Origin of the sequence: Gelidibacter algens, from assembly GCF_001678675.1 — a bacterium.
In the GTDB taxonomy this organism is placed as follows: Bacteria; Bacteroidota; Bacteroidia; order Flavobacteriales; family Flavobacteriaceae; genus Gelidibacter; species Gelidibacter algens.
In genome coordinates this window covers 1-5,503 of sequence record NZ_LZRN01000086.1, presented here as the reverse complement: position 1 = coordinate 5,503, position 5,503 = coordinate 1, and the positions used below count along the sequence as shown (strand labels likewise).

The 5,503-nt window shown below is 36.8% G+C and carries 4 protein-coding genes; all 4 read left to right on the top strand.

The window, feature by feature from the left end:
- Nucleotides 1-81: 81 nt before the first annotated feature.
- The 4 genes from A9996_RS18890 (at nucleotide 82) to A9996_RS18875 (ending at nucleotide 5,502) form a co-directional block, all read left to right on the top strand.
- Nucleotides 82-1,284, top strand: coding sequence for an IS4 family transposase (locus tag A9996_RS18890; protein WP_066429769.1), 1,203 nt, complete (start codon nucleotides 82-84; stop codon nucleotides 1,282-1,284).
- Nucleotides 1,285-1,548: 264 nt separating this feature from the next.
- A complete protein-coding gene (guaA, locus tag A9996_RS18885) occupies nucleotides 1,549-3,084 on the top strand; it encodes a glutamine-hydrolyzing GMP synthase (RefSeq protein WP_066438999.1) in 1,536 nt (511 codons plus the stop codon).
- Between the two features lie 112 nt (nucleotides 3,085-3,196).
- Nucleotides 3,197-5,104 carry a LysM peptidoglycan-binding domain-containing protein gene (locus A9996_RS18880; protein ID WP_066438996.1) on the top strand — a complete coding sequence of 636 codons (1,908 nt, stop codon included), beginning with the start codon at nucleotides 3,197-3,199 and terminating at the stop codon, nucleotides 5,102-5,104.
- Nucleotides 5,101-5,502 carry an OsmC family protein gene (locus tag A9996_RS18875; RefSeq protein ID WP_066438994.1) on the top strand — a complete coding sequence of 134 codons (402 nt, stop codon included), beginning with the start codon at nucleotides 5,101-5,103 and terminating at the stop codon, nucleotides 5,500-5,502. The genes A9996_RS18880 and A9996_RS18875 overlap by 4 nt, the downstream gene beginning before the upstream one ends.
- The last annotated feature ends 1 nt before the right edge of the window (nucleotide 5,503 follow it).

Sequence of the window (5,503 nt, the reverse complement as noted above, 5' to 3'; positions counted from 1 at the left end):
ATTGTTGTCCGATAAAAAAAGAAGCCAAATGAATGGCTTCTTAAAAAATCGTAATTTGGAGTTGCAAAAAACTAAAATACGATGAGTAAAAGTAATTATTTTTCCAGTAAATCTGTTTTCGGACAGCTGATTTCTTTAATAGATGATTCTTTGATAAGAAGAGAGGTCAAGAAATGTGATTCAGACCGTTACACCAAGCGATTTACCACAAAGGACCATTTGATAAGTATGCTTTTCTGTTCGTTCTCAAAGTGCACGTCATTGCGTGAAATATCTGGAGCAATGCTGGGTCTATCGGGAAAAACGAGTAGTTTTCAGCTAAACCATATTCCCAAAAGGAGTACTTTATCTGATGCAAACAAGAAAAGGGATGTTTTGGTCTTTGAAAATATCTATCATCAATTGCTCAAACAGTATGGTGGTTTCTTATCGGACAGCCGCATTAAAGATGTCATAATAAAGCAGGTCAAAATTTTCGACAGTTCAACAATTAGCCTTTTTAGGGACATTATGGGTTGCGTTGGCAGAAATCCAAAAAGCGGAAAAAGAAAAGGGGGAATAAAAGTACATTCTGTTATCAACGCAGATGAAATCGTACCGAGCTTGGTCTGGTTCAGTGAAGCCAAAACACACGATCATAAATTTTTAGAAAAGCTAAAATGCGATGAGAACACCATTTATGTTTTTGATAAGGCATATAATGATTACAAGGCTTTTGAGCATTTTACAGCCCATAAAACAGGATTTGTAACTCGCATAAAAGACAACGCATCGTATCTAAGTATCGAAAAATTAGATATTGGGGAACGGATCCATAACGGAGTTTTAGAAGATGAAATTATTGAAGTTGATGTAAAAAAAGGCAAGGAAATATCGAAATTAAGATTGAGGAAAGTGACGTTTTATGACCGCGTAAACAAACGAGAATTTGAATTTTTAACTAATTTGTTTGACTTGCGCGCCGATTTAATTGCTGCCCTGTACAAAATAAGATGGCAAATAGAAATACTGTTTAAACAGCTGAAACAGAATTTTCCATTGAAATATTTCTTGGGAGATAATGAAAATGCAATTAAAATACAAATTTATTGTGTTCTGATAGTCAATCTGCTATTGGCAGTGGTTAAAAAGAGATTGAAGCGCAGTTGGGCATTTTCAAATTTGGTCAGCTTCTGCAAAATCCACCTTTTCAATTACATCAATTTGATGAGATTTCTGGAAAACCCCGAAAAGGATTGGATAATTGACAAAGCTGAATCAGAACAACTAGTATTTAATCTGTGACCTGTTTTTCAAAAAAAACGAAAGATATAAATCAAAGCACTGAAAATCATATAGATAAAAAATAAAATCAAGCCGGTTTAATTTTTATCGGACATTAATGATTTATTGAATGCAAAAATAGTTGCAGGTTATATCTTGGTAGATAAGTAATTTGAGATTCTTAACAAAAACCCACTGCGCCAAAATTCATTATCATACTAAAAATTAATTGAAGAAATCAGGAGTCCAAACTCGTCAATATAAAATCAATCCTTATTTTTGCGCATGCAACACAACAAAGTCCTTATTTTAGATTTCGGGTCACAATACACACAGCTTATTGCGAGACGCGTTAGAGAGCTCAATATTTACTGTGAGATCTATCCATTTAACAAAATTCCAAACGACATTGACAGTTTTAAAGCGGTCATTTTATCTGGCAGTCCATCTTCGGTAAGAGCAGAAAATGCCCCACATCCTGATTTGTCAAAAATAAGAGGTTACATGCCATTGCTCGCCGTATGTTACGGCGCCCAATATTTGTCCCACTTTTCGGGCGGATTGGTAGAACCTTCCAGTACACGTGAATATGGAAGAGCCAACTTGACCTATGTTAAAGTAAAAGAACCGCTTTTTAATCATATCGATGCAGGTAGCCAAGTATGGATGAGCCATAGTGATACCATTAAGCAGTTGCCAACCAACGGCATATTGATTGCTAGCACCAAAGATGTTGAAAATGCAGCTTTTGTGATTGAAGGTGAACAAACCTACGGCATTCAATTTCATCCAGAAGTTTACCACTCAACTGACGGCAAGCAATTTTTAGAAAACTTTTTGGTTCATATCGCAAAAGTAGAACAAGACTGGACACCACAATCCTTCGTGGAGGAAACTGTTGAAGCATTACAAGAAAAAATAGGTAATGACAAAGTTGTGTTAGGTTTGTCAGGAGGTGTAGATTCTTCAGTAGCAGCCATTTTATTACACAAAGCCATTGGCACAAATCTCTATTGTATTTTTGTAAACAACGGATTGCTTCGAAAAAATGAATATGACAGTGTCCTAGCGCAATATGAAGGTATGGGACTTAATGTAAAAGGTGTGGATGCTTCGGCACGTTTTTTGGATGCACTTGCAGGATTGAGCGATCCGGAATTAAAACGGAAAGCCATAGGTCGCGTGTTCATTGAAGTTTTTGATGATGAAGCACATCAAATAAAAGATGTAAAATGGCTGGCACAAGGCACTATTTATCCTGATGTGATTGAAAGTGTGAGTGCAACAGGAAGTCCAAGTGCTACTATTAAGAGTCACCATAATGTGGGTGGGTTGCCAGATTTTATGAAGTTGAAAGTGGTTGAACCGTTAAAAGCATTATTTAAAGATGAAGTGAGACGCGTGGGTGCTTCTATGGATATGGATCAAGCCATATTAGGGCGTCATCCGTTTCCCGGTCCCGGATTGGCAATTCGTATTTTAGGCGATATCACCGCTGAAAAAGTGCGTATCTTACAAGAAGTAGATGCCGTATTTATAGATAACCTGAAATCGTGGAATCTCTATGATAAAGTGTGGCAAGCGGGAGCAATCCTTCTGCCGGTAAATAGTGTAGGTGTTATGGGTGATGAGCGTACCTATGAAAAATGTGTGGCCTTAAGAGCTGTTGAAAGTACAGACGGAATGACTGCAGATTGGGTGAATTTGCCTTATGAATTTCTGCAAAAGACCTCAAACGAAATAATAAATAAAGTAAAAGGCGTTAATAGAGTAGTGTATGACATCAGTTCAAAACCACCAGCAACTATTGAATGGGAATAAAATTTCTGCGGAAACAAAAATCTCATAACTCATAATAAAGAACTTGAATTTAGGAAATTTCTTGTGTTTAGTCTAATGACAGGCAGAATCTCAGGAATATAAAAAAATAACGATGAAAAAACTCATTTTAGTTTGTCTTATAACGTTGTCTTGCAGTTTGTTTGCAAATGCGCAAAAATTTAAGTCACACACTGTAAAACAAGGAGAAACTATAGAGATTATTGCAAAAAAATATCAAGTTTCTGTCTCTGATATTTATACATTAAATCCGGATGCTAAGAAAAAACTGACCACAAATACGGTGTTGATCATTCCTAATACCTCAAACCTATCTTCCAATGCCTCAGTTGAAACGAAGGAACTTATTGGTTATGAAACCCACAAGGTTAGACGTAAGGAAACACTGTATAGCATTTCAAAAGAATACCGCATTGAAATTGAAGATATTAAAAAGCACAATAAAAGTCTTTATGCCGACAACCTAAAAAAAGGGGATAAAATCAGAATTCCACGATACAAAACATTTGTGTCCAATGTGAAACCAAGCAATTCCCTTAAAACCTACGAGGTACAACCTAAAGAAGGTAAATGGCGTGTGGCTTATAAATTTGGAATCTCTGTAGCAGAATTGGAAACCTTAAACCCAGGAATGAATGAGGTTTTGCAACCAGGAGAGCTTGTCAATGTCCCTAATACTGCCGATGAAAAAGTAATTGATGATAACTTCAACTATTATACGGTTCAAAAAAGTGAAGGTTACTATCGTTTAAAGGTGAAGTTAGGTCTAACCCAAGAGCAATTGGAAAAGCTAAATCCTGAATTGAAGTCAGATGGGTTAAAGGATGGTATGGTATTAAAAGTGCCTCAAACCACACAAGTTGGTGAGATAAAAGGAAAAGTTGAAGAGACGATCCTCACAAATAATTTGAACAATTTAAAGACCAAACAAATTGCTGTGATGTTGCCATTTCGTTTGAGCAGAGTGGATACAGATTCTGTGCCAGAAGCCAAAGACTTGATAAAAACAGATAGACGTCTTTCTGTGTCTCTCGATTTCCATTCTGGTGTTTTGATGGCAGTAGATTCTGCCAAACAATTGGGTATTTCAACAAAACTAAAAGTATTTGACACTGAGGATCAATTGTCTGAAGTTTCAAAAATCTTAAACAGCAATGATTTTTCTGAGTATGATGCGGTCATTGGTCCACTAATGGCTAATAATTTAGACCGTGTGGCGAGAGCATTGGAAAACGACATGGTGCCGGTAATTTCTCCAATAACCAAACCAGACCAGTTGTTAGCAAATGTTTTCCAAACCATTCCTGAAACTCAAATGCTCGAAAATGCAATCATCAACTTTGTAAAATCAGATTCTCTGAAACGCAATGTGGTAATCATAGCCGACCATTCCCATAGCGCAATCAGCAATCGTCTAAAGTCGGAATTTGCGGGGGCTAAACAGGTTTTTTCGAGAAAAAACAAGACTGGAAATGATGCCTTTTATATAATGGCTAGCGATTTAAGTGGTGCTTTTGCAAGCGGTAAAAATTATGTGTTCTTAGAAACTGCTAATGAAGCATTGGTGTCTACCGTAACGAGTATGCTTAATGGGTTGACCAATAAAAACCAAGATATTATTCTGGTGAGTACTAATAAAACTGAAGCATTTGAAGGTACTAATGTTTCTAACTATCATTTGGCCAATTTAAAATTCCACTATCCATCCCCAAACAAAAGCTCGAACTATGAGCAACCGGATAGTTTTGTAAAAGCCTATAAGAAGAAATATGGCATTGAACCCAATAAATTTGCGGCAAGAGGTTTTGATCTGACTTTAGATGTTCTTCTGCGTTTGGCGTCTGATGAAAATCTTTATAAGGCGTCTACCAATGCCATTGAAACCAAATACTCTGAAAACAAGTTCAGATATTCTAAAAAACTCTCTGGCGGATATTATAACGAGGCCGTTTACATTGTGAAATACACATCTGACCTCACCATAGAAGAAGCAAAATTATGACCTCAAAAGTTGTTTACCTTGGCGATTTGAGAACTGAATGTACTCATGAACAATCTGGAAACGCTTTCATTACAGATGCGCCTACAGATAATAATGGAAAAGGTTTGGCATTTTCTCCAACAGATACAGTTGCAACGGGATTAGCGAGTTGCATGATGACCGTTATGGGCATCAAGGCGAGAGATATGGAGGTCAATATGGCAGGTACTTCAGCAGAAGTGACAAAAACCATGGACAGCAATCCAAGACGGATTTCAAAAATTGAAGTGGTTATGGAGTTGCCATTTAAGGCAGATGACAAAACTAAAAAAATTCTTGAAAATACAGCAATGACCTGTCCAGTTCTGAACAGTCTCCATCCAGATATAGAAAAAGTCATCACCTTTAAATGGGCCTAAT

Coding starts and splice junctions, on each gene's coding strand:
- A9996_RS18890 (WP_066429769.1), top strand. CDS start 82: ATGAGTAAAAGTAATTATTTTTCCAGTAAATCTGTTTTCGGACAGCTG.
- guaA (WP_066438999.1), top strand. CDS start 1,549: ATGCAACACAACAAAGTCCTTATTTTAGATTTCGGGTCACAATACACA.
- A9996_RS18880 (WP_066438996.1), top strand. CDS start 3,197: ATGAAAAAACTCATTTTAGTTTGTCTTATAACGTTGTCTTGCAGTTTG.
- A9996_RS18875 (WP_066438994.1), top strand. CDS start 5,101: ATGACCTCAAAAGTTGTTTACCTTGGCGATTTGAGAACTGAATGTACT.